Annotated in this window: 14 protein-coding genes; 5 read left to right on the forward strand and 9 right to left on the reverse strand. The window is 55.9% G+C overall.

Going from position 1 to position 21,909, the window contains the following annotated elements; genetic code table 11:
* Positions 1-522 precede the first annotated feature (522 nt).
* On the forward strand, positions 523-6,570 hold the full coding sequence (locus tag BM123_RS13685) for an alpha-2-macroglobulin family protein (protein ID WP_090169469.1): 6,048 nt from the start codon (positions 523-525) through the stop codon (positions 6,568-6,570).
* Between the two features lie 495 nt (positions 6,571-7,065).
* On the opposite strand, the gene aqpZ is transcribed toward BM123_RS13685, so the two are convergent.
* From aqpZ to BM123_RS13700, 3 genes are all read right to left on the reverse strand, one after another.
* A complete protein-coding gene (aqpZ, locus tag BM123_RS13690) occupies positions 7,066-7,755 on the reverse strand; it encodes an aquaporin Z (protein ID WP_090169472.1) in 690 nt (229 codons plus the stop codon).
* Between the two features lie 179 nt (positions 7,756-7,934).
* On the reverse strand, positions 7,935-8,660 hold the full coding sequence (locus tag BM123_RS13695; protein ID WP_090169474.1) for a LytR/AlgR family response regulator transcription factor: 726 nt from the start codon (positions 8,658-8,660) through the stop codon (positions 7,935-7,937).
* Between the two features lie 73 nt (positions 8,661-8,733).
* Positions 8,734-9,822 (reverse strand): sensor histidine kinase, encoded by a 1,089-nt coding sequence (locus BM123_RS13700; protein WP_090169476.1) that lies wholly within the window; start codon positions 9,820-9,822, stop codon positions 8,734-8,736.
* Between the two features lie 409 nt (positions 9,823-10,231).
* Here BM123_RS13700 and BM123_RS13705 point away from each other — a divergent pair, with 409 nt between their 5' ends.
* Both BM123_RS13705 and BM123_RS13715 read left to right on the forward strand, forming a co-directional pair.
* The gene (locus tag BM123_RS13705) at positions 10,232-10,495 is read left to right on the forward strand and encodes an anti-sigma factor (RefSeq protein WP_090169478.1); all 264 of its coding nucleotides are present in this window, start codon (positions 10,232-10,234) and stop codon (positions 10,493-10,495) included.
* Between the two features lie 554 nt (positions 10,496-11,049).
* Complete coding sequence (locus BM123_RS13715) at positions 11,050-11,538, forward strand: FKBP-type peptidyl-prolyl cis-trans isomerase (protein ID WP_175489386.1); 489 nt, start codon at positions 11,050-11,052, stop codon at positions 11,536-11,538.
* 200 nt (positions 11,539-11,738) lie between these two features.
* Here BM123_RS13715 and BM123_RS13720 read toward each other — a convergent pair whose 3' ends face one another.
* From BM123_RS13720 to BM123_RS13735, 4 genes are all read right to left on the reverse strand, one after another.
* Entirely contained in the window at positions 11,739-12,290 is a 552-nt protein-coding gene (locus BM123_RS13720; protein ID WP_090169485.1) for a PepSY-associated TM helix domain-containing protein, read from the reverse strand.
* A 66-nt stretch (positions 12,291-12,356) separates the two neighbouring features.
* A complete protein-coding gene (locus BM123_RS13725) occupies positions 12,357-13,751 on the reverse strand; it encodes a dipeptidase (RefSeq protein WP_090169487.1) in 1,395 nt (464 codons plus the stop codon).
* Between the two features lie 262 nt (positions 13,752-14,013).
* Positions 14,014-14,856 carry a tetratricopeptide repeat protein gene (locus BM123_RS13730; protein ID WP_090169489.1) on the reverse strand — a complete coding sequence of 281 codons (843 nt, stop codon included), beginning with the start codon at positions 14,854-14,856 and terminating at the stop codon, positions 14,014-14,016.
* 87 nt (positions 14,857-14,943) lie between these two features.
* Positions 14,944-15,741 (reverse strand): SDR family oxidoreductase, encoded by a 798-nt coding sequence (locus BM123_RS13735; protein ID WP_090169491.1) that lies wholly within the window; start codon positions 15,739-15,741, stop codon positions 14,944-14,946.
* Positions 15,742-15,875: 134 nt separating this feature from the next.
* Here BM123_RS13735 and BM123_RS13740 point away from each other — a divergent pair, with 134 nt between their 5' ends.
* The gene (locus tag BM123_RS13740; RefSeq protein ID WP_090169493.1) at positions 15,876-16,307 is read left to right on the forward strand and encodes an LNS2 domain-containing protein; all 432 of its coding nucleotides are present in this window, start codon (positions 15,876-15,878) and stop codon (positions 16,305-16,307) included.
* A gap of 189 nt (positions 16,308-16,496) precedes the next feature.
* On the opposite strand, the gene BM123_RS13745 is transcribed toward BM123_RS13740, so the two are convergent.
* Positions 16,497-17,828 (reverse strand): alkaline phosphatase D family protein, encoded by a 1,332-nt coding sequence (locus tag BM123_RS13745; RefSeq protein ID WP_090169495.1) that lies wholly within the window; start codon positions 17,826-17,828, stop codon positions 16,497-16,499.
* A 463-nt stretch (positions 17,829-18,291) separates the two neighbouring features.
* Here BM123_RS13745 and gcvP point away from each other — a divergent pair, with 463 nt between their 5' ends.
* Complete coding sequence (gcvP, locus tag BM123_RS13750) at positions 18,292-21,186, forward strand: aminomethyl-transferring glycine dehydrogenase (RefSeq protein ID WP_090169497.1); 2,895 nt, start codon at positions 18,292-18,294, stop codon at positions 21,184-21,186.
* A 50-nt stretch (positions 21,187-21,236) separates the two neighbouring features.
* On the opposite strand, the gene BM123_RS13755 is transcribed toward gcvP, so the two are convergent.
* Complete coding sequence (locus BM123_RS13755; RefSeq protein ID WP_090169499.1) at positions 21,237-21,680, reverse strand: hypothetical protein; 444 nt, start codon at positions 21,678-21,680, stop codon at positions 21,237-21,239.
* Positions 21,681-21,909: the final 229 nt, after the last annotated feature.

Below are 21,909 nucleotides of genomic sequence, written 5' to 3' on the forward strand. Positions count from 1 at the left end.
AGAAAAAGCAGTGGGCGCGAACGGGGCCGAAGGCTCCCGGAGCGTGTGCTTGCGGTAGCCTCAATTCCGGAGGGGAAAGTGTTGGGCGCGGCCGCAGGTGCAGGGCGGAGAACTTCAATGAGCAAAGCGGAGGCCGCCAAAAGGTCGGTCCGAACGCTCGCAGCGATCCGAAGTGCACTGCTACCCCCTGAAACCAGGGTGTTCCGCCATGGACTCCGCAGGAATCAAGGTTGAAAATGGCGATAATTGTAGCGACAAGGCAGGCCTTGTCGCTACAATTCGACCGTTTTGTGGCCCCGATTCCTTCGGAATCGTAATGATGAGACGGAACACCCTGCACCTAAAACCTTCCCCTGCACCCGCGTCCGCGCCCTTTACTCCTTTAGCCCCTTCTCCCTTTTCTCTTCTTAACCCCATCTTAACACCTCCGCCATGTGTAAACACCTGATCTGCCGCATCTATCCTAAGACACAATGATGATCGGTACCAATACCGTTATCTTACCGAAGGAAAACTGATACTATGCGTTACCTACTATTGGCCTTATTACTGGCCGTTACCGCTGCGATGATGGGACAAGACTATAAAGCCGCCTATAAAAAAGTTGACAACCTATCTGAGGAGGGTAAATTTCGCAGTGCCCTGGAGGCCATCAGCGAAGTGTATGACATGGCCGCCGAAGCAGGTGACGAAGACGAAATGCTCAAGGCCATCGCCCACCGCGCCGCCTACACCGCCCGGCTGGAAGAGGATGGTACGGACGCCGCCATCAAGCTGCTTCAGGCAGAATTAGCCACGAATAAAAATCGCCCGGTCGTTACCCCCGTACTCCACTACATGCTGGGGCAGGGCTACTACAATTACGCCCGGCAAAACAGTTACCGCCTCCGCAACGCTACGGCGGCTACCGACGACGGTACCCCCGCAGCGGATGCTCCGCTGGCCGACTGGACGATGCTCCAGCTCGCCTCCACCGCCGAAGAACACCTGCTGGCCGGGCTCGAGGGCGCCCGCGCTAACCGCACCCGTCTGGCGGAAATCCCCGCCATCGTAAGCAACCTCAATTCACGGGTTAACGAACGGCCCACGCTTTACGACCTGCTCATCCTGCAAAGCATGCCGCTACTGGCCAGCCCCCTGCTCAACGTCACCAACCCCGTGCCGGCTAATCCCGAAAAATACGCCGTCAGCGCCCGCGATTTCGTAAAGCTTTCCCTTGAAGATCTGGAGGAGGGTAGTGGCAACCAGCGTCGCCTGGCGCTCTATCAGGACCTGCTCGATTATCACCTGGAATCAGGCGGTGAGGCTCTGCTCCGGGCCGACCTCCAACGTATCGAACTCATAAGCTCCTACGGGCTGGCCGACAGCACCTACGCTTCGGTACTGGAGCGGATGCACCAGCAATATAAAGGGACGGCCGGCTTTGACCTGTTCCTGCTGACACAGGCAAGACTTCATGACCGCGCCGAAAGCGACTGGCAGGAACTCCCCCGCGCCCATGCACTGAAGCTACTCGATCAGATTACAGAAACCAGCCCTGAAGTAGTGGCGGCGGCAGAAAGCCTTCGCCGGTCCGTTTTATCGGTAGACCTGAGCCTCAACCTGCGGGAGGTATACACCCGCAACCGTAATCTTCTGGTAGCGCAGAACTACCGCAACGTCGAGAAAGTATTCTACCGGGTCGTCGCGATGACTGGAAAGGAAACGCCCGAAGATAATCGCTACAACCGCGAACCCGAAGAATTACTCCCTCGTCTGCTCAAGCTCCCTCGTCTGCAGGAAAAAAGCGTTACGCTACCCGCCAACGATGATTACAGCGCGCATACGACGGAAATCAGCCTGGAGGAACTGCCCTCCGGCCGGTATTACCTCATCGCCAGCGACAACAAAGATTTCAGCCTGGAAGAAGGTACCGTGGTGATCAGCGACTTTCAGGTCAGTGATCTGGCTATCGTGCGGCTGGAAACAGCCGAGGATAACTACTTCCAGATCGTGGATCGTACGACGGGAGAGCCGAAGGCCGGCGTGCGCGTCGTCATCGAACAGAAAAAGGGATATCGGGATACCAAATGGTCGCGCCTCCGGACGAAAACCACCGGCAGTGACGGCCGTGTAGCCGTACCACGTAATGAGCGCGGTCAACTGCGCCTGCAACTCGAAGATGCCGAGGGCAAAGACCGCTTCGTGAGCGAAACGACTTACTCCTCCGGAAGCCGGCAGGAGCCCCGAAACCGCGTTTATCCCGTTACGACCTTATTTACCGATCGGGCCATCTACCGTCCCGGGCAAACCGTCCGGGTCTACGGTCTGACGATGGAGAAGAACCAGGACAATATGCCCCGGCAGCTAACGGGCGCAGACCGGAAGGTAACCCTGCTGGACGCTAACTACCAGGAAGTGGAATCCGTAGAGGTCACCAGCGACCGTCTGGGGCGTTTCGATCTAAGCTTCAAGTTGCCGACGGGCGGGCTGACGGGGAATTTCAGCATCAGAACCGAAGGCGGCTCCCTCAACTTCCGCGTAGAGGAATACAAACGCCCCCGCTTCCAGGTGGAGCTGGAAGCCCCTGACTTCGTTGTTGCTGGCGAGGAAGCAGAAGTGACGGGTTCGGCGAAACTCTACGCCGGTCCGGGGCTCAACGATGCTAAAGTGAATTACCGCGTCTTTGTCGAAGAAATCCGCTACTACTGGTTTTACCGGGGCGGTGGGAGCTCGAACGACCGGGAGCTGGTGGCCAGCGGGGAGACGAGTACTGACGGCTATGGTGCCTTCAGCCTGAGCTTTACGCCCGAAGAAGGTCTGAGCCAGGGCCGCCGCCGCTATCGCTACGTCATCGAAACGGACGTCACGGATGACACCGGAGAAACCCACGAAGCCAGCACGTCCGTCTCCCTGCGGGGCGAGAAGCCCGTCGTGGGCCTCAGCGTCGAAGACGCTGATATAGACGTGACGGACAGCCTGATCATTGTGGCCGCCGGCACCGACGAGACGTTGACGGTCAGTGCCCGCATCGTGCCCGTGACCAAGCCCGGGGTGGGCTTGCTCACCCGCGCCTGGGGCTTCCCCGACCGGCCGGTACTCAGCCCCGCCGACTACCAAAAGCTCTTCCCCGGCCTGCCAGCCGAGGAAACCCCGGCGGACCCCGCCGACTGGCCCGCCAAAAGCCTGCCCGTCTACGACGGTCAGCTGGAAATAACGGAAGGCAAAGCCCGTCTGGCGCTGGACGCTACCGGCTGGCCCGCCGGTCACTACCGCCTGGAGTGGAACTACCCCGATGGTACCAAAGGAGAGGCTTCCGCCTTCACCCTTATGAACGCCGAACGGGGCGAACTGCCCGAAGGCCAGCTCTACGCGCTGCTGGGCAAAGACCAGGTGGGAAAAGTCGGGCAAGCCATAACGCTGACCCTGATTTCGGCCGTGGACATTCCGCACATCGACTTCGGCTGGCGCAGCCGAAACCTCCGCGAAGACGGCATCTCGGCCGCAACCCGCCGGACGACCTTCACCTACACGCCAACGGAAGACGACCGGGGCGGCATCGGCTTCGGTATGGCTTTTTACCGCTTCGGAGAGGTGAAGCAGGAACAGGTCCGCTTTGGCCCCGGCTGGGAGAACAAAAAACTACAGATTGACTACGCTACCTTCCGCGATAAACTCCGTCCGGGCACTCCTGAACGATGGACGCTGACGGTGAAAAACGCCGACGGTAGCCCCGTGCCGGCTGCCGCCCTGGCGACGATGTACGACGCCAGCCTGGATCAGATTTACGCCGGCAGTGGCTGGGCCTTCAATCCCTGGCCAACCTTCGGCTACTACGGGCAAATGGCCAGCCAGCTAAATGGTGGCACAAGCTGGCACTATGGTATCTCCCGCCGGGTACTCTCCGACTTGCCTTCACTGCCTGGCTTGCCGGGGCTGGACCTGGGGCCGCTGCAGTGGGGCTATGGTATGGCGGGTGGAGGCCGCCGGATGCTGCGAGATTCAGGGCCTCCGGTTGCTTACTCGGCGGCTGCGCCGGCGATGGAGGCGGAAGGCATGGCGATGAGTGACGCTGATGGAAGCGTTCAGCGTAAGATGTCCGCTCCGGCGAGCGCACCACCACCACCACCACCACCCGCCCCGGCAGACGATGAAGCAGGCGGCGGAGACGCCCCCGTCCAAATCCGCAAGAACCTGCAGGAGACGGCCTTCTGGCTCCCTGACCTGCGAGCGGATGCAGACGGTAACCTGGTCATCGAATTCGATAGCCCGGAAGCGCTGACGAGCTGGAAGCTGCGCGTTTTTGCGCACGACCCGGACTTGGCCTCGGCGGTATCTGAGCAAAAAATAGTGACGCAAAAAGAGCTGATGGTCTTGCCCAACGTCCCGCGTTTCGTGCGGGAGGGCGACGCGATGGAGCTGACCGCCCGCGTCAACAACATGACGGAACTGGGCATGGTGGTGAAAGCCACGCTGGAGCTCTTTGACCCGGCAACGGGGGAGGCGTATTTGCCTGAGCGGCAAGCAGCGCTTCTTGGGGGCGCCAGCGCAGGTGCCAAGTATTGCCAAAGCGAGCAAAGGATTGAGGCTGGGTCGGGCGCAAGCTTCTGCTTCCCGCTCAATATCCCGGACGGGCTGAGCAGCGACGGCCCCATCGGCTATCGCGTTATTGTCCGCGGCGGAGATTTCTCCGACGGCGAAGAGAACGTGATCCCCGTGCTGACGGACCGGACGCTCATCACCGTCTCCCAGCCCTTCTACCTCAAGCGCAAGGAGAAGAAGACCATCACGCTGCCGCTACTGGCCAGCAGCAAGAGTGCCAGCCTGCAGCACGTAGGCTATACCTTCGAGGCGACGACCAATCCGGCCTGGATCGCGCTGAAGTCGCTGCCCTACCTGATGGAGTACCCCTACGACTGTACGGAGCAGCTGGCCAACCGTTACTTCGCCAACCAGCTGGCCTTTGCCACCGTGAGCCGTAAGCCGATTCTCGAAGAGGTCTTCCGCCAGTGGCAGGCCGACCCGAATGCGCTGAAGAGTGAGCTGGAGCGTAACCCCCAGCTCAAGAACGCGCTGCTAACGGAGACCCCCTGGCTGCGCGCTGCGCAGTCGGAGGCCGAGCAACGCGCCCGCATCGCCAACCTCTTCGATCTGAAGAAACTGGCCGACGAGCAGGTGGCCGCCCTCGAAAAACTGGCTAACCGCCAGGATGGGGCTGGCTACTTCAGCTGGTTCCCCGGCGGCCGGGAAAATCGCTACATGACGCAGTACGTCGTGGAAACGATGGGCCGGATGCAGCAACTGGGCGTGGTGACGCCGGACCAAACGGCCCGCGTCAACGGCATCAGCCAGAGCGCCATCAACTGGCTCGACCAGGAGATGCGCCGCGACTACGACCGCTACCTGAAGCAGACGAAAGACAAGCCCGAGCAGCGGGAGGATTATATGCCCTCCAGCTCGATGGTACACTACCTCTACGCCCGCGCCATGAGCGAAGGGGTGAAGGTGGACCCCAGCGAGCAGGTCAGCGAAGCACTGGCTTTTTACAGCGAACGCATTGCAGCTAAATGGCTGAGTTACGGCCTTTACGAGCAGGCGTTGATCGCCTCTACCTCAGTGAAAACCCAGCAGGACGCTACGGCGAAGCTCATCGTGGAGTCTCTCCGCGAGCGCGCCATCCGCAAGGACGAGTTTGGGATGTACTGGAAGTACGGACAGGGCTTCCGCTGGCAGAACCTGCCCATCGAGACGCACTGTCGCATCCTGGAGGCCTTCCAGCTGGCCGGTGGCACGACGGACGAACTGGATGAGATGCGCCTCTGGCTGCTGACCAATAAGCGGACCAACCGCTGGCCAACGACCAAGAGCACCGCCGCCGCCGTCTTTGCCCTGCTGAACACCGGTACGAACTGGACGGACGCTCCGGGCAAACCCTTACAGGTGGAGTGGCCGAACACTGCTCTCAAGAGTTCCCTTGCATCCCGCGTCCGCGCCGCACAAAGCAGCCCGGAAGCTGCCACCGGAGCCTTCTCCGTAAGCGCTGCCGCTGGCGAAATCGACAACGGACTAGCCAGTGTAAAGGTGAAAAACAAAGACAATCGCCTCGTCTGGGGCGGCGTCTACTGGCAGTATACCGAACTGGCCGAGAAGGTAGCGGCCAGCAACGATGGCCCGCTGACCCTGAGCCGCGAGCTCTACCGCCGCGTACCCACCGACGATGGCATGCGCCTGGAGCCCATCACGGCCGACAAGCCGCTCGCCGCCGGCGACCGCGTCACCGTCCGTCTCATCCTGAAGAGTGACCGGGAGATGGACTTCGTGCACCTCAAGGATCGTCGCGCTGCTACCTTCGAACCCATCGAACAGCTGTCAAAGTATCAGTATCAGAACGGTCTTGGCTACTACCAGGCCCCCGGCGATCTGGCGACGAACTTCTTCATCGATCACCTGCCGCGTGGCACCTTTACGCTGGAGTACGATCTGTTCGCGACTTACTCAGGTAGCTTCAGTAACGGCCTCGGCCGGGTACAGTGTATGTATGCGCCGGAGTTTGGGGGGAATACGGGGGGAGCCCGGATTTTGGTGGAGTAGGGGCTGCTTCGCAGCTTTTTGGGACCACAGATTTGCACGGATTATTTAGTGAGAATTGTAGAAGTAATTCCTTTTAGCCTTACAGGAATCATCGTTAATTCTGAGATGTTAAGCAAGCAACGCCAGTGCGAAGAAGTCGTATCAATCTGTGCTTTAATCCGTGTAAATCTGTGAGTCCCTAATGTCCATAAGCCCGGAATAGCTCATCGTAGTCTGATTGAGTTATGCCTTGCGAGAGCGCTTGTTGCTGAAGGCTGGCCTTGAATTGATCAATTGTGCCAATATATGGTACGTAGTAGTAGATTCTATCGGTGTCTCACCGCGGCAGTCACGAAGCGAATCTGTGAAAATCCGTGGTTCAAAGAAGCTGCGCATCAGCCCCCTTCCTCTGCGTGAGCCAGCTCCACAACAGCCCTCTTTACATCAAAAACGGCACCCTCCCAAGCCAGGAAAGCGCCATTTTTGATTAAAGAATCGGCGGTTGTGGAGGAGTGCTTAGTCTTCGATCTCCGGAGAAAGCATATTGTAGACAAAGCCAGCAATCAGCGCACCCACGATGGGGGCGACCCAGAACAACCACAGTTGCTCAATGGCCCAGCCACCGGCAAAAAGTGCCTGGCTGGTACTACGTGCGGGGTTGACGGAAGTGTTCGTTACTGGAATACTGATCAGGTGGATCAGCGTAAGACACAGACCAATGGCCAAGCCGGCCAGCCCACGGGGTGCCTTGGAGTAGGTAGAGCCCAGAATGACGAACAAGAAGAAGAAGGTAAGGACCGCTTCGCAGACGAGGGCAGCCGTCATGGAGTACCCTCCGGGAGAGTGCTCACCGAATCCGTTGGAAGCGAAGCCGCCCACTTCAAAGCCTGCTTTGCCGCTGGCGATGAGGTAAAGCAGACCGGCGCCCAGGATGCCACCCAGTACCTGGGCGATGATGTAGCCGGGGAGGTCTTTACCATCAAAACGCCCACCAGCCCATAAGCCGATGGAGACAGCCGGATTGAGGTGACAGCCAGAAATATGGCCAATGGCGTAAGCCATAGAAATAACGGTAAGACCAAAAGCAAGGGCAACACCAACGAAGCCAATGCCAAGTTCCGGGAAAGCTGCAGCCAATACGGCGCTACCACAACCACCCAGCACGAGCCAGGAGGTGCCGATGAATTCTGCAATGTATTTTTTCATAACTCAAGCTAATTAGTTTACCTCAAACCTAATAATAAATACGCGCACAGTGTAAATGCGGGTGAAAAACTTAACATTGAGTTGTTTTTCAGTATAAAATTTTGACGACAAAAAGAAAGCGGTTAAGCAACAATCAAGGTGCTTAACCGCTTTAAAGCGTTGACGAAGTTCTGAATGGATCAGAGCTTATATTCTTCAATTCGTTTGGCGAGAATCTCCCGATAAGACTTACCAATGGGCAAAGAGGTGGTTTTACCTTTCTCTTTGACTTCCACCATGTTACCGTGAACGGCTTCAATACGGTCAAGATTGACGATGTAGCTCCGGTGAATTCTTTGGAAGTTGGCGTTTGGTAAACGCTCGTCCAAAGACTTCATCGTTTGCAGGGTGATGACGCGATCGTCCGGCATTCGGATGATGACGTAATCTTTGAGCCCTTCGATGTATACGATGTCAGACAGATTGACCCGGACGAGTTTTTTGTCCGCCTTCACGAAGAAGAAATCTGGCCCGCCGTCTTCCACCTTGCCGGCTTTAGCTTTCTGCTTAAGCTCTGCTTGCTCAATAGCCCGGTTGCAGGCCGTCAGGAAGCGGTCGGAGCTAATGGGCTTCACCAGATAATCGAGGGCGTTGAGCTCGAAACCGTCAAGCGCATAGTTCGGGTAGGCCGTCGTGAAGATGGTTACCGGAGGGTCTTTAAGCCCACGCAGAAAGTCCGTGCCGGTAAGCTGCGGCATGTTGATGTCCAGAAACATCAGGTCGATATCGTGCTTTTGCAATACTTCGTTGGCTTCAAATGCATTGTCGCATTTAGCCACCAATTCAATCTGGGGAATTTTTTTGAGGTAAGTCTCGAGGATGTCCTGAGCCAGGGGCTCATCGTCTACTATAATGGCGTGTATCATACTGCGATATTAGGGATGTAATGGAGGTAGGGCAAATTTCGTCGACTAACCAAGGAGAATTCTCGGTGAGTGTTCACAAGAGTTGTAAGTCGAGGTGAACGGCGTAGGTGCCCGGTGTCTCTTTTACGTCTAGTTCGTATTTGTCGGGGTATAGGAGTTGTAGCCGCCGGCGAACGTTCACCAGTCCGATGCCGCCACTGGGCCGGTTGCCGTGAACCTGGGTCGGCATAATGGAGCCTTTACTGTTCTCCAGAATAAAGTGAATGGAGCGGGGCTCGACGCGGAGGGTCGCCTTCACAAAACCGTCTTTAATGTTGGCATTCACGCCGTGTTTAAAACTGTTTTCCAGAAATGGAATGAGTAACAGCGGGGCCACCATTTGATCGGACACATTCCCGGAAACCTCCAGTTGGATATCAATGCCTTTCCGTTGGCGCAGGCGCTCCAGGTCTAGGTAGTTCTGTAGGTAATTTATCTCCTTTCGCAGCGGCACCTTGGGCTCGTTGCACTCATAGAGCATATAGCGCATCATCTCGGACAACTTGATGACGATGTCCGGTGCTTTGTCATCTTTTTTCAGCGTCAGCGCGTAGAGGCTGTTCAGGGTATTAAAGAGGAAGTGCGGATTGATCTGACTTTTCAGGAAGCGCAGCTCCGACTGCATGGTCTCCGTTTCCGCTTTGTCTTTAATCCGGTTCTGGGTGATCCAGTCGACCATAATTTTGCCTACTGTGCTCAGGCCGGCGACCAGGAAGGTGCTGAAGAAATAGGCGGAGAGATTTTCCAGAATGTCTTGCTGTACGCCGCCGGCTTTGGAGAAAAGGATGTACTTGAGCGCCAGCTTCAGCGGCGTAAACACCAGGGCTACACCAATCAGGAGAAAGATATAGGTGCCGAATTTTCCCTTTTTCAGGTAGGTGGGGAAAATGTACAGCAGGTTGATGTAAACAACGATGATGTAAAAAACGACATTGATGAGCTCGTTGGCCAGGGAGACCCCGAAGGTGAATTCTCCCGTTCGCCACTGCATGGCTACCAGCAGGGCCAGAAAGGCCAGCCAGCCACCGGCGTGATAGAACGGCCGTTGGGTGAGGGTTTTTCCCAGGCGATCGAGGAATCCCCCGATTTCTTCCGTCTTGTTTTCGCTGGCCAGTATCGACATGTTGCCAAAGTACGAAGAGAGAACGGAATGTGGAAAGCCTTTCGACAAATGACGGGGCTAAGGGGATGAGCAGGCGCGGACGCGGGTGCAAGGGGAGGATTGCAAAAAGCAATGGTTCGCCAACTCCAGTTTGGGGCCATTAGCTAGGGAAACATTCAGACGGTAATGCTCGAACCCTGAACGCTGAATGGTGAAATTTTGGTTGAGACGCTGTGCGTCGAACCGCAGATGGTGCCGAAGGCTCCCGTAGCCTGTACAGGCAATTCTCGTTAGTATTGATGACACGGTCAAAGTCACTTCGTTCCCTTGCCCGGATCGACGCATAGCGTCTCAACCAATCACTGCCCTACAATTTGATGTATGTACGGTCGGAAAATTAAGCAAAGCAGAAGGCCGTACCTTCGCCTTCATGAAGATCCTCTTAGTTGCCGTCGTAGCTGCGGCCATCATTTATTATATCGGCCGGGAGGTACTGTCGTCCTTCGCCCATGTCTCTGACGAAGACCTCCTCGCCTTCTGGCGCGGGAAACTGCCCAAACAAGACCGCAAAGCCTTCCGCCGCATCAGTGACCACCTCGGCCGCTGTGAGGCCTGCCGCGACCGGCTCGATGCCATCCGCAAAAATGATGCAGGCCCAGGGGTGGAGGCGCCTTATCTGGAGCGGAAGTATTGAATGGGAGAATGAAAAAATGGGAGAATAATACCATCCAATTGCCTTGGTAGCTTCTCTCTGTACCTGCGGTGAGCGCCCAAACTATCCTTGTCTTTGTTCGTTGCTTTGTTATGAATGAGAAAACCCATTATCCTAAATGGCTGACGGTTTTTATAGTGTGTGCGGTGATCTATGTACTATTCATTGTTACCCTAACCTTAATGGACAAAATTGATACAGGAAGTCCTTGGGTGATTCTTAGTTACATAGTGAGCGGAGCGACTAATGTCCTTATCTATTATTATCACCGACAAGCCCAAAAGCAGATCGCATAATTCCTAAAGTTTACCCCTGTTTACCTGTACCTAACGGCTTATGAAAAACATGTCCTTTTTACCTCAATGGCTACGCGTTTTCTTTGGGCTAGCTACATTAAACATGATATGCTTTATGGTAGCTTGGTCAATGGGCAAAACAGGCATGGGGAGCATTTGGTCCGTTACCTCCTTCGGAGCAGCAGCCATTAAATGGAGTTTAGTCCTCTACTATCAAAACCAGTCTCCAAAAGCATCCTTATGACTATCGACGATCACACCATTGTAACCCTCACCTACGAAGTCCGCGACGGCGGCCCTCAGGGCCCCCTCCTCGAACGGATGGACGTAAACCACCCCTTTAAATTCATGTTCGGCGTCGGCAAAATGCTGCCCGCCTGGGAGCGTCGCCTCTTCGGCCTGAAGGCCAATATGGGCTTCAGCTTCCAGCTCGCCCCCGAAGACGCCTACGGTGTGCCGTCTAAAGAGCACATTCTGCAAATGCCCATCCATCATTTTTATAATGAGCGGGAGCAGATCGACCCGGCGCTACTCATTGAAGGACAGTTCGTTGCCCTTACCGATAGCAACGGCAAAGCCGTTAACGCTAAAATCCTGAAATGGGACGACAAGATCGTCACCCTGGACGCCAACCACGCGCTGGCCGGGAAAACCCTCTTTTTCTCCGGAGCCATTCTCGAAGTCCGCAAAGCAACGGTGGATGAGTTGATTAAAAAGGCGGTTCTTTAGTCTTTTGGGCTACCGCGTATTGTAGGCGTTAGAGGTAAGCTTGCGTTTTATATTTGGCAGCTCGGAGAGCTTTGTAGCGCAGCACCGGCTTTAGCTGGCAGCGGTTGGGTCTGGTAGGTCCCACACCTCCCCAATGCGGCAGCCAATACCGCGCGGCAGCTCTCCCAAGCCTTCCCAATTCGGCAACCCAAAGAACCAACCTACCTCCTCATCCTCCGCGGGCCATACCAAAGCCAAAAGCCCGTTACGGTAAAGATGATCAGAGCAATGCCCATTACTGAGTTGTAGAATACCTTAAAGATCCCGTGTGGAACTCCCAGCGTGTCATCAACGATAGAGCCGTCGTGTACGGCCTCGATCCAGTCGTTGTGGCGCCGGCCAACGGAGAGGGGCTCACCGGTAGTCGCATCGAGCTGGACCTCCAGCTGCCGGTCCTGGAAGAGGAACTTCATGCTGCCCTTGGAGGGGCGCACGTCGATGCGGTCGATCTCAGAAAGCTGGCCCTCCGCCTCAAACAAGGCTTGAGTAGCCAGGAAAGAGAGGCTGTCCATCGTTAACCAATCCGCCTGGTCGGTGCTCTCCCCCTTGTAGGTGTCTGGCATAATGATCTCCGCGCTATTCTTCTTCCAGCCGAGGAGAATGCCCGTTACGGCCATGATGAAAAAGAACACGAAGAGGCTGATGCCCGACAGGCGGTGCAGCTTGCGGGTCTTTCTAAGAAATTTAGCTTGTCTCTGACGTTTGTTGGGCAAGTATCAATGATCTGAGGGGGCTCGAAGCATCCCGCAGTATTGTGGGGTCTTCGAGCATCCCGGTACTTATGCCACCGTCGTCTTCATTTCCGCATACTTCTTGAAGAACACCGGCACCGTTTCAATACCCTTATAAAAGTTCCAGACACCGAAGTGTTCGTTGGGGCTGTGCAGTCCGTCCGTGTCAAAGCCGAAGCCCATCAGGATGGTTTCCACTTCGAGTACTTCCTTGAAGGCAGCAACGATGGGGATGGAGCCACCTTCGTACATCGGTACCGGTTCTACGCCGAAGGTCTCGACCATGGCCGCAGCGGCAGCGCGGTATTCCACCGTATCGGTGGGCGTTACGTAGGGGTTGCCACCGTGGTGAGGGTGTACTTCCACCTTCACGCTGGACGGGGCGATGGACTTGAAGTGCTTACTGAACAGTTCCGTGATCTTCTCGTGGTCCTGCTGGCTCACCAGTCGCATACTGATCTTGGCGTTCGCTACGGCGGGGATGATCGTCTTGGAGCCTTCCTCCGTGAAGCCGCCCCAAATGCCGTTGCAGTCAAGCGTCGGCAGGATGCCCGTCCGCTCATAAGTGTGGTAGCCTTCTTCGCCTTCGAGGCCGAAAACGCCGGGGCTATCCATGTATTCCTGCTCGTCGAAAGGTGCGTTGCGCATCATGTCCCGATCGCGGTCGGAAGGGAAAACGACGTCGTCGTAAAAGCCGGGGATGGTGATGTGTTTCTTCTCATCCTTCAGCGAGGCGATCATCTCGCAGAGGGTGTTGATCGGGTTGGCCACGGCACCACCGAAGAGGCCGGAGTGCATATCGGCCCGGGCACTGGTTACCTTCACGTCGAGGTAAGTCAGCCCACGCAGACCAACGGTGATGCTCGGGTGCTTCTTGCTCAACAGGCTGGTGTCGGAGATCAGGATGACATCCGACTTCAGCATCTCTTTATACTGCTTGATGAAAGGCAATAGGTTGGGACTGCCGATCTCCTCCTCACCTTCGATCATGAATTTGACGTTGCAGGGCAGCTTGTCCGTCTTGATCATCGTCTCCACGGCTTTGACGTGGATGAACATCTGTCCTTTATCGTCCGTCGTGCCCCGGCCAAAGATGGCACCTTCGGGGTGAATTTTCGTTTTCTTGATTACCGGTTCGAAGGGCTCGCTGTTCCACTCATCCAGTGGAGCGGCAGGCTGCACATCGTAGTGGCCGTACACCAAAATAGTGGGCAGTGAAGGATCGATGATCTTCTCGGCAAACACGATGGGATGACCATCGGTGGGGTAGAGGGTGGCTTTGTCAAGACCGGCGCGTACCAAATACTCCTGCACCTGTACGGCGCAGGCGTGGGTGTCATCATTATGCTTCTTGTCCGTACTGACGCTGGGAATGCGTAGCAGAGTGAAAAGCTCATCCATGAAGCGGTCGCGGTGGTCGTTGAGGTAGGCTGTTGTGGTCATGGCGCGAAGATAAGATTAGTCTTTTGGTTCTTTGGTTTTTTAGTCGGTTGGTTTTGCGGGCGCATACGCAGGTGCAAGGGGAGGGGATTATAAAGGCAGAGTTTCTGGTTGAGACGCTCCTGCGTCGAATCGCGAACGGGGCCGCAAGCTTCCGGAGCGGGTACTTTCGGCAGCGTATTAGTGCGGGTGCTGGATGGTCAAAGTCGCTGTACTCCCTTGCCCGGTCGGACCTGGAGGTCCTCCGCCCAAAGAGCGCGAGGCCTTATTCCTTTAACCTCCGCTCGATCTCCCTGTCTATCCGCGTCTGCAGCCTTGAGGCGTCCAGATTCCGATAATCCAGTTCCACGGCTTTGTCTGCGTGTGTTTTTGCTAGCTGAAGGCTATCCATCGCAAAATAAACATCGGCGTAAACGGCGTGGGGTTTGGGCCAATCATCACGATCCAGCATCGTCGCGAGTTCGTTGGCGGTAGCCAGGGCGTCTTCATGCTGGCCGGTTTCGGCCAGCAGGCTTGCTTTAAAGCCCATCAGGAAGGGATTGTCAGCGTGCCGCTCCCGCGTCAGCACGGCCAGCGAATCGAGGGCGATCTCGGGGCCGTGGTTGGAATTGATGAGCTCCACATATTCGCACTTCAGGTAAACCTCATCGGGGTATTTATGCACCAGCTGACCGAGGAGGTCCTGCCCGCCGGGCAGCACCTTACTCAGCATATCGTAGGCCGCGGCGGGGCTGTGATCGCGCATATTCGTAAAGCGGACAAAATCGGTGTAGAGGCCGAGCAGGTCGCGCTCGTCTTTGGGCAGCTCTTTACCCGCTCCATCCAGTTCGCGTTCGATGCGGCGGCGCTCCGTCGTATCCAGCGTCAGCCGGCCGAGGGTGGCTTTGCCGAGCAGGAAGTCGGGGTCGAAGCTCATCGCCTGGCGGTAGGTCGTTTCGGAGGGGCCGTAGTGGCCCTCGTCCATGATCTCTTTCCAGCCCTGATGGTAGTAGTGGCGGGTGGAGTCGGATTGGGTGGTGAGGGGCAGGGTGAGGGGCAAATCATCCGATGGGGATTCTTCTGCACAGGCAACCAGCATGAAAAGAAGGTAGAGGTAACTATATCTCATAGCGTATTTCAGTAGGTTTTGTAGCGCCGGCTTCAGTCGGCGTTAGGTTTAGCCGCCGACTGAAGTCGGCGTTACAGTCCCCCCCCCCTAACTATAATACTTCCCCAACACCTTCTCCCAAAGCGAGCCCGGTAGAATCCGACTGGCCTTCACACTCGCCTTTTGTACGAATTCTCCGATGGCATAATAAGGTTTCAGCGTGTCTTTGTTCATGATGGTATAGATGCTTTCTGCAACATACTCTGCCGTCATGCCGTGTTCAACGTTGTTGGCCATACCATCATCGAACTTCCGGTAGCGGTCGCGGTAAAGCGGGTCGATTTCTTCAGTCGGCTGCCGGTACTGGGTGGCGATGGAGTTGGTGGCGATGTCTCCTGGTGCAACGGTGGTGACCTGCAGGTTGGAGCCCTGAACTTCCATCCGCAGGCTGTCCGACATCGTCTTTACGGCGGCTTTGCTCGCGCAGTAAGCCGCCCGGAAGGGAATGCCCATAAAGCCGGCAATGCTCCCGACGAAGAGGAGTCTGCCCCTCGGACTTTTTCGCAGGTACGGCAGGGTAGCCTGCGCCAGGTTCCAGCTTCCCCAGAAGTTGGTGTCCATGATACGGCGGGCACGCTCAGTGGGCATTTGCTCTACCGGGCCGGCGCCGCCAATGCCGGCGCAGTGCAGCACCGCATCCAGCCGGCCGGCCTCCTGTATCAGCTGTTCAATGGCTGCCTGGAGCCCTTCGGCATCGGACACATCGGCGGGCAGAGCAGTAACGCCCGCCAGCTCCACACTCCGGCGGCTCATGCCGTAAACACGGTAGCCTCGCTGGGCTAACATCGGGGCGAGCGCCTCCCCAACGCCTGAACTGGCTCCGGTAACTAAAACGACTTCCTGCATGTTTTTTCTTCTTTGGACGCCGTAAAGAAAAGGAATTCCCGACGGCTGGCTGCGGCAAAGCTTAGTTCTAAACCTTACCTTTGTAAAGCATTTAAGTTATCTCCCCGAATAACCTCCTACAGAAACTAAGATAAATGGAACCTTCTGACAAGAGTCTGGAAACCACCTTCAACGAGAAAGGTGAGCTTATCAGCCCCGTTTTGCCCCAGGGCGTAAAAAATTTCCTGATCGATATCGACGGAACGATCTGTGACGATATCCCCAACGAAGAACCCGAGCGGATGGGTACCTGTCTGCCTTACCCCGATGCCCTGCGCATCGTGAATAAGTGGTACGACGAAGGCCACATCATTACCTTCTTTACTTCCCGTACGGAAGAGCACCGCGAAATCACCGAGTACTGGTTGCGGAAGCACGACTTCAAATGGCACTCCATGCTCATGGGTAAGCCCCGTGGCGGCAACTACCATTGGATCGATAACCACATCGTGAAGGCTACCCGCTTTAAGGGTAAGTTCACGGACCTGGTGGTGAAGAACCGGGACGTGGAGGTGTTCAATGATTAAAAAGCCTGTGGCTTTTTAATCATTGGTAGACGCGCTTCGCGCTTGTAGACAGAAAAGAGCGCTTCGCGTCTTTTCTTTTCAGACGGCCTTCGGCCTTTTAGGGCTTCGCCTCCGGTATTGAATTACCGGGGGCGAAGTGCGTTTGGGGGGAGAGGTTTCTAAAAGTGCACAGACCGTCTATTTGAGCGATCACTTTCGCGTCAAGGTCCGCTTCCAGATTGATTTCCCTTCTGTATCGAAAGTCTCAATCTCCAGCTTTCGCTCTTTCAGCGGGCCGGAGAAAGAGAGTATCCCGAAGTTGTGTTCTACGGCGAGGGTGCCCTCCATCCGGCGGGAGTTGACTTCGTTTCGGGAGGAGCCCGTACCGGCCGTCAGGCTGGAGATCGTAATGTCGTAGATCATTTTTCCGTTGTCAAGCTTCAGGGAAGACATTTCGGTGTGGTGTCGGTCTCCGGTGAGAAAGACGACGCCGCTGATGTTTTCTTCCGTGATGCGGCGGAGAAGGTAGTCGAGTTCGTCAGGGGCCAGGTTTTGGTAGCTTTCGCCGCGGCCGGAGTCACTAAGTACCTGCCCGCCGACGCAGACCATCTTCCAGGGCGAGTCGCTGAAAATGAGGCTTTCGATGAGCCATTCCAGCTGGGCTTTGCCCAGCAGGGTTTTGTTGTCCGCCCGTTTTTGGTCGTTCGGGGTGCGGAAGCTGCGGTTGTCGAGCAGGAAAAAATCGGTGTCGTTGTAGCGGAAAGTTGAGGTGATACCCGCAAAGCCGGTGGCCTGTTTGCTGGCGGGCAGCCCACTGGTGAGGTTGCCCCAGAAAGCATCGAAGGTTTCTTTGGCGAGCTCGCGCTGTACCCAGGTACGGTCGGAGTTGTTGGGGCCGTAGTCGTGGTCGTCCCAGGTAGCATAATGGTGGGTGCGGGCCAGCAGGGGCTGCATTTCGGGCAGACTGCGGGTGTGGGTGAAGCGGTGGTGATAACCGGTTTTGGTGTACCAGTCGGGCTCGCGGAGGTACATATTATCGCCGAGCCAGATCATCAGTTCGGGCTTAGCCTGATTGATGCTGGTGAAGATCTCGTATTCAGAGCCGTAGCCGTCTCCGGGGCGGTCGTAAGCCGGCTCGTTGATGTAAGTACAGCTGCCGAGGGCTACGCGGAAATCCGGCGGATCAGTGCGCCAGCGCCAGATCGGCTGGGCGGTAAACTCGGTGGGGTAGGGCAGAGAGAGGGCTTTGTCGTTGATCAGCACCTTATAGTTGTAGTGTGCCCCGGGCTGTACGCGGTCAGCGATCAGCTCCGCCGTGAAGGCATTGCCGGCACGGGTGGCTACTTCGTTGGTGGTGAAGGTGACGCCCTTGTCGTCAGTATACTCTACCCGGACGTTGGCCGGGGCTTTGGTCTGTACCCAGATGAGTACTTCCATTTGTTCGCAGTAGCCCAGCATGGGGCCGGATTGTAGCAACTCCTGTTGGGCGCGGACGCTGGTGCAAAGGAGGGCTGAAAAGAGCAGGGTGAATACGGTTCTCATCAATGATGGTTGGTTTGGCCCCAAGATAACAAGACGGCGGAGAGATGATTAATCCGGCACTGACCCTTTATCCCCCACATCCATGGGGTTGTGCAATCCAAAAAAAAAGCCGAATACTTTGGTGGCGTCCTCCGAATTGAATACTTTTATAGTGTCGTCGGTTAAGCCAACGGACGGTCTTCCCTCTCTCTACTGAAAAATATACCCCTTATGCGTTCCCCGGAACACATGAGCGGGCTAATGATAAAGCTTTCTGACATACCACATTATTTGCCCTTTCACCTTTGGTGGGAGGGCCTTTTTTATGGCAGAACTACCTGACTTTAACACCCTGCTTTTAAAGGTTCTTCCCTGCACCTGCGGTAATCGCCCACTAAAACCCTCCTCTTTTCGACAACCTAAATCGATAAGGCTGGTTACCTTTGCGCTGACAACTATTCTCCTCCCCTAACCAGCTTTGACCATGCCCGCGCTTACCCCTCGTTTTGACCAGTTTCAGGATCGCCACCTTGGCCCGGATGCGGGCGAAACCGCCGATATGTTGGCGACCATCAATGCCTCCTCTATGGCGGAATTAATGGACCAAACGGTACCGGCCAATATTCGTGATCACAAAGATCTCGATGTTGCTCCTGCCATTAGTGAATACTACTACCTGCAGCACCTGAAAGGGATTGCGAAGCGCAACAAAGTGATGCGCTCCTTCATCGGTATGGGCTACTACAACACCGTGACGCCCTCCGTTATTTTGCGTAACGTTTTCTGTAACCCGGGCTGGTATACGCAGTACACGCCTTACCAGGCGGAGATTGCCCAGGGACGCCTGGAAAGCCTGCTGAACTATCAGACGATGGTGTCTGACCTGACGGCTATGCCCGTTGCTAACGCCAGCCTGCTGGACGAAGGAACCGCCGCTGCTGAAGCGATGAGTATGTTCTTTAGCGTGCGTAATAAAAGAGTGAAAGGCGAGCCCGTTAGTGTGTTCCTGGTTTCTGATCTCGTATTACCGCAAACCATTGCCGTTCTGGAGACCCGTGCAGAACCTCTTGGGATCAAGATAGAAGTCGGACCCGTTAGTGAATTTGATTTTTCCGGAGGCCGCGTCTTCGGCATGTTACTGCAGTATCCAGGTGCCAACGGACAAGTAGAAGATTACCGGGAGCTCGTAGCCGAAGCGGAAAAAGCAGAGGTCTTTACCATTGTCGCCGCTGATCTGCTGGCTCTGACCCTGCTGACCCCTCCCGGAGAATGGGGGGCAAGTGCCGTAGTGGGTAATACCCAGCGTTTTGGCGTTCCTATGGGCTTCGGTGGCCCGCACGCTGCCTACTTTGCGACTACCGATAAATACAAACGACAGATTCCCGGGCGAATCATTGGCGTAAGCCAGGACCGCCACGGAGACTATGCTCTGCGCATGGCGCTACAGACCAGAGAACAGCACATCCGCCGCGAAAAAGCGACCTCAAACATCTGTACTGCCCAGGCACTGCTGGCGAATATGGCCGGCTTTTATGCCGCCTACCACGGTGCGGAAGGGCTGATCGCTATTGCCAAAAGAACCCATCACTTTACGGTGATGCTGGCCAATGCGCTCACCCAGGGAGGTTTTACGCTGGGCGCCGATCACTACTTCGATACCCTGCACGTAGAAGCCAGCCCGGAGAAAGTCGCTGAGGTTCGTAGCCGGGCTGAAACGGAGGGATACAATTTCTTCTACCCTGAGGAGGGAGGTATCAGATTAAGCTTTGATGAATCCGTAGCAACCTCTGATCTTTTTGCCGTTTGCCGCATTTTTGGTGTTGAGCTCGACTACCAGGGGGCAGAGCTGGATTCCCTTGGCGGCATCCAGGGGGTAAATGATCAACTGCCGACCTCATTGATCCGGACTTCAGACTTTCTGACGCATCCCAACTTTAAGGATCACCGGACGGAAACCAAGATGATGCGCTACCTCAAGCGGCTGGAAAACAAAGACCTCAGCCTGGTGCACAGTATGATTCCGCTGGGGAGCTGTACCATGAAACTCAACGCCGCCACCCAGCTGATACCCGTCAGCTGGTCCGAGTTTGCGGATATTCACCCCTTTGCTCCCATTGAGCAGGCTCAGGGCTATAAACTGATCTTTAGCGAGCTGGAGAAAGACCTGGCGGAGATCTGTGGTTTCACGGCCTGCAGCCTGCAGCCAAATAGCGGAGCCAGTGGGGAGTATGCCGGCCTGATGGTGATCCGGGCTTACCACCGCGATCGCGGTGATGAGCATCGTGACGTGGCTATCATCCCGGAATCTGCTCACGGAACGAACCCCGCCAGCGCAGTAATGGCCGGTATGCGGGTCGTTGTCGTGAAATCTGATGAAGCGGGAAACATTGACATCGAAGACCTCAAAGAAAAGGTGGCAGAGCACAAGGATAAGCTCGCCGCCCTGATGATTACTTACCCGAGTACCTACGGTGTATTCGAAACGGGTGTGGTGGAGATTTGTGAAACCGTTCATGCCGCCGGCGGGATGGTGTACATGGATGGGGCAAATATGAATGCGCAGGTTGGTTTGACCAGTCCCGGACGCATTGGTGCGGACGTCTGCCACCTCAACCTACACAAAACCTTTGCCATCCCACACGGCGGTGGTGGCCCGGGCATGGGGCCAATCTGTTGTAACGAAGCACTTGCTCCCTTCTTGCCGGGGCACCCTTTGCAGGAAACCGGTGGTCTCAAGGCGACGAAAGCCGTATCCGCCGCTCCCTGGGGCTCTGCTTCCATTCTGTTGATTAGCTACGCCTACATCAAGATGCTGGGCGCTAAAGGGCTCAAAGCAGCCAGCGAATACGCTATCCTGAACGCCAACTACATCGCCAAACGCATCGAGAACCACTACGACGTTCTCTTTCAGGGAGAGCAGGGCCGCTCGGCTCATGAATTGATTATCGACCTCCGCCCCTTCAAATCAGTGATGAGCGCCGGCGACCTGGCTAAGCGCCTGATCGACTACGGTTTTCATGCACCTACGCTAAGCTGGCCGGTAGCCGGCACGGTGATGATCGAGCCTACGGAGTCAGAAGGGAAAGAAGAACTGGACCGGTTTTGTGATGCGCTCATTGCCATCCGTGCTGAAGCTGATGCTATCGCCCGCGGGGAAGCCGATGCGGAAGACAATGTCCTGAAAAATGCTCCTCACACCATCGCTGAGGTTACGGCGGATGAGTGGACACACGCTTACAGCCGGGAGCAAGCTGCTTACCCACTCGCTTACCTGCGGCAGGGGCTTAAGTTCTGGCCGTCAGTTGGTCGGGTGGATGATGGCTATGGAGACCGTAACTTCGTTTGTACCTGCCCGCCGATGGAGGCTTATTCGGAGTAGGAGTCAGGTCGTCAGAGAGTCAAATAGCCAGGTAGTTGCGTACTGCCTGGCTATTTTCCTTTCTCCGCCTCCCTTATAGTGTCTCTGACAAATTGCTTGAGGAGCTCTACCTGATCGGCCCCAAGCCGTTCCCCGAATTTTCCCGCTTGATATGCCGTAAGCATGAACAGGCCGGCAAGTGGCAGGGCCCAAATGGCGTAAGAAAACTCACCCATCAGATACCGGGATGCGCCGTAGGTACTGATGAATAAGCCAGCGATGCCAACGGAGAAGTAAACGAACATAAATAGTGTCCAGACATTCGGCCTGGGGCCGATGAGGCCGGCTATAGTGGTTTCTTCCGGCACTTCTTCGTTTGGCTCAATCCGAAAGTTGAGTTGCGGAGACCAGAAATGCACGTCTTCCCCCACAATGTCAAGAGTGATGTGGTTACCGGTTACCCCTGCGCGCACGTTTTCGGGGACTTCTGCGAGTAGTGCCTTTACAATAGTCATTACCTCCTCCGGTGTGTTTCTGACACCGAATTTAAAGCGGGGACGAATATGGGTAATGGAGCTATCGATGACCTTCTTTGTTTTGCGGTATGGCCAAAGTAGGGGGCTGGCAAGGATTTTTCGATGATGAAAATCATTGGAGCAGTTTTTTTTAAACTGTGTATTCGCAACTCTATTCACCGAAGGTTCATGCCCCTTCCGATTTCAATCAAGAACCCCGCCCTTACTT

Source organism: Neolewinella agarilytica, assembly GCF_900110645.1.
In the GTDB taxonomy this organism is placed as follows: Bacteria; Bacteroidota; Bacteroidia; order Chitinophagales; family Saprospiraceae; genus Neolewinella; species Neolewinella agarilytica.